This window comes from Pseudorhodoplanes sp., from assembly GCF_046289595.1.
GTDB lineage: Bacteria > Pseudomonadota > Alphaproteobacteria > Rhizobiales > Xanthobacteraceae > Pseudorhodoplanes.
Map to the genome: position 1 here is coordinate 1 of NZ_JBKBVB010000211.1, position 3,463 is coordinate 3,463.

Below are 3,463 nucleotides of genomic sequence, written 5' to 3' on the forward strand. Positions count from 1 at the left end.
ACCATATTGGCCCGGCGCTGGTAAATCCCCGAAAGCCGCCGGACCGCCGGACCCGGTTTCGCCGCGTCCCGCCGGCGTGGATTGGGCAGCATGGCCGCCGTCAGCGCGGCCTCCCGGGCGTCGAGGTCGGCCGCGGATTTTTTGAAGGCGCGCCGTGCCGCGGCCTCCGCCCCGAACTCGCCGTTCGGGCCCCACTCGGCGACATTGAGGTAGATTTCCATCACCCGGCGCTTGCCGAGCACCAGGTCCATCCACAAAGCCAGCGGCGCCTCCAGCGCCTTGCGGACGAAAGAACGGCCCTGCCACAGGAACAGATTCTTGGCGGTCTGCTGGGTAATGGTCGAGCCGCCGCGCAGCCCGTCCAGATCCTCGGCCTCCTTGATGATCTCGCGCAGGCTCCGCCAGTCGATGCCACGATGGTTGCAGAATTGCGCATCCTCGGAGGCGATCACGGTGCGCGGCAGCACCGGCGCAATGTCGTCCAGCGGCCGCCAGATGCGCGTCACCGGCTTCATGGTGACGGTGCGCCACAGCATCGGTGTGGAGACCGGGTTGACGACCAGATAAAGCGGGGTCAGCAGGTAGGGCAGCAGCAGGACTATCAGCACTGCAAGCAATGCGATCCGCAGGACGCGGCGGGAGCCCGTCCGGCTGGCATGCGCCGCTGGTTGCTGCGATAACGTCACCCGCCTAAAGACCCGCTGGACGCGTCCCCGTCGCCTTTTCCCGTAAAGAGACTTTGGCTGCGAGACAAGGCAAGGATATGCGGCGCTGTGCCGCTTTAGATGTGACATGATGAAGACTGACTTTACCACTGCCCTCGATACCGCCGCGGCCGAGACCGAAGCCCTGCTCGCAAACCTGATGTCGCGGGAGACCGCCGACGGCGAGATCGCGCGCCCCGAGCGCCTGCTCGAGGCGATGCGCTATGGCAGCCTCGGCGGCGGCAAGAGGCTGCGGCCCTTCCTCGTGGTCGAGAGCGCAGCCCTGTTCGGGGCACCGCGTCAGCGCGCGCTGATGGCCGGCGCCGCGCTGGAATGCGTGCATTGCTATTCGCTGGTGCATGACGATCTGCCGGCGATGGACAATGACGATCTGCGCCGCGGCCGTCCGACCCTGCATCGCGCCTATGACGATGCGACCGCGATCCTGGCCGGCGACTCGCTGTTGACCTTCGCCTTCGACATCCTGTCCCGCGAGGAAACCCATCCCGACCCGGCGGTCCGCATCGCGCTGGTGCGCGAACTTGCCCGCGGCTCGGGCCTTGGCGGCATGGCCGGCGGGCAGATGCTCGATCTCGCCGCCGAAGGCCGGTTCGGCACGATCGAAGCCGGCAACGAGCAATTCATCATCACCATGCAGGCCATGAAGACCGGGGCGCTGTTGCATTTCGCCTGCATTGCCGGTGGCATTCTCGGTGGCGCGTCCCCCGCCCAGAGCAAGGCGCTGTCGGCCTATGGCCGCGCCGTCGGCACCGCCTTCCAGATCGCCGACGACCTGCTCGATGTCGAAGGCGATGCTGCGACTGTCGGCAAGGCCACCGGCAAGGACGCCGCGGTCGGCAAGGCGACGCTGGTCTCGATCCTCGGCATCGAGGCTGCACGCGCAAGGCTGGCCGGTGTCGTCGCCGATGCGCAAGCCGCGCTCGCGCCTTTCGGCGACAGCGCCGCGATCCTGCGCGAGACCGCCCGCTTCATCGCCGCGCGGGAGAAATAAGCCGCAGGGCGCGACCCGAAATTTGTGTCCAATTTCAGCAACTTGTGACGAATTATTTCCGCACTCTATCGAAACCGTAAGGTGACGGAACGCCGCCGCGCGACTACATCTGGTCGAAGGGGTAGACGCCGATGCGCAAGATTCCGCTGCTGGTTCTGGTGCTTGCCGTGCTCGGTGCGGCGGCGCTTTATTTCGTGCCGGGCTGGAACGGCGCCCCGGCCGAAGGCAGCTATCGCACGGCGCGCGCCGACCGCGGCGAGATCGTCGCCACCGTCAGCGCGACCGGCACCATCAATCCCACCACCACCGTGATCGTCGGCTCGCAATTGTCCGGGCAGGTGATCGAAATCCTCGCCGATTACAATTCGGAGGTGAAAGCCGGACAGGTGGTCGCCCGCCTCAACCAGGACCAGATCAGGGCGCGGCTCGATGCGGCGCGCGCCGACCTTGCGCAGACCCGCGCACAGAAGCTCGTGGTCGAGGGCCAGATCGAGAAGGTCAAGGCCGAGACCGAGAAGGCGCGCGCCGCGCTCGCCGACATGGAGGCGCAGGTGGCGCGCAACGAGGCGTTGCTCGCCGATGCCGATCGCATCTTCCAGCGCCAGAACGATCTGCGCACCCGCGGCTTCGCCGCCGATGCCGCGGTGGATACCGCACGCGCCACCCGCGACGCGCAGGCCGCGGCGCTGACCTCGGCGCGCGCGCAGGTCAATTCCGCGAAGGCCGCGATCACCGGCCTTGCAGCCGATCTGACCGTGGCGCAGGCCAATGCGGCCGCGGTCGCCGCGCAGATCCAGCAGCGCGAAGCCGCGGTGCGTCAGATCGAAGTCGACCTGACCAATTCCGAAATCAAGTCGCCGGTTTCGGGCGTGGTCGTGCAGCGCAATGTCGCGCTCGGGCAGACGGTGGCGGCGTCGCTGCAGGCGCCGGAACTGTTCCGCATCGCCGACGATCTGCGCAAGATGGAGATCTCCGCCAATATCGACGAGACCGATGTCGGCCGCATCAAGCCCGGACAGCGCGCGACCTTCACCGTGAACGCTTTTCCCGGCCGCAGCTTCGAAGGCGTGGTCAAGCAGGTGAGGCTCGGCTCCGAGACCGTACAGAATGTGGTGATCTACACCACCATCATCTCGATCGAGAATCCGCGCCGCGAGTTGCTGCCCGGCATGACCGCCAATTTGCGGATCGAAACCGAGCGGCGCGACAATGTGGTGCGGGTGCCGAATGCGGCGCTGCGCTGGCGGCCGCCCTCGCTTGCCGATCAGCCGCTGATCCGGGGCGGGTCTGCGCCCGACGCGCCGCAGCGCCGCGCCTCGGGCGGCAACAGCGCGGAATTTCTCCAGGCGATCAAGACCGAGATCAAGCCGGGCGCCGACCAGCTCCGCGAGATCGAGGCCGCCTTTGCCGATATGCGCAAGACATTCATGGCCGGTGCGGGCGACGGCGATCAGAGCGCGCGGCGCGAGCGCATCCTGGCCGCGCGGCGCGAGCTTCAGCAGCGCATTGCCGGCGTCCTCACGCCCGAGCAGAAAGCCGCCTTCGACGCGATCGTCGAGCGGCAGGCGGCGGGCGCCGGCGGGCGCGCGGCGCAGACCGGCCGGGTGTTCATTGTCGGCCGCGACGGCCAGCCGCAAGGCGTCACCATCGGCACCGGCGTCACCGATGGCGGCGTTACCGAAGTGGTCTCGGGCCTCGACGCCGGCGCCGAAGTCATCGTCGGCGACGGCGGCAGGCCCGGCGCCGC

3 protein-coding genes are annotated in these 3,463 nt (G+C 68.1%); 2 read left to right on the forward strand and 1 reads right to left on the reverse strand.

What is annotated here, in order from left to right; all coding sequences use genetic code 11:
* Positions 1-686, reverse strand: a 686-nt coding sequence (gene mtgA / locus ACK41X_RS23080; protein WP_409728554.1) for a monofunctional biosynthetic peptidoglycan transglycosylase, incomplete at its 3' end; no start/stop codon positions are given.
* Between the two features lie 106 nt (positions 687-792).
* On the opposite strand from mtgA, the gene ACK41X_RS23085 reads away from it, so the two are divergent.
* Positions 793-1,716 (forward strand): polyprenyl synthetase family protein, encoded by a 924-nt coding sequence (locus ACK41X_RS23085; RefSeq protein WP_409728557.1) that lies wholly within the window; start codon positions 793-795, stop codon positions 1,714-1,716.
* A gap of 131 nt (positions 1,717-1,847) precedes the next feature.
* Positions 1,848-3,463: efflux RND transporter periplasmic adaptor subunit (locus ACK41X_RS23090; RefSeq protein ID WP_409728560.1), on the forward strand; the 1,616-nt coding region annotated here is incomplete at its 3' end.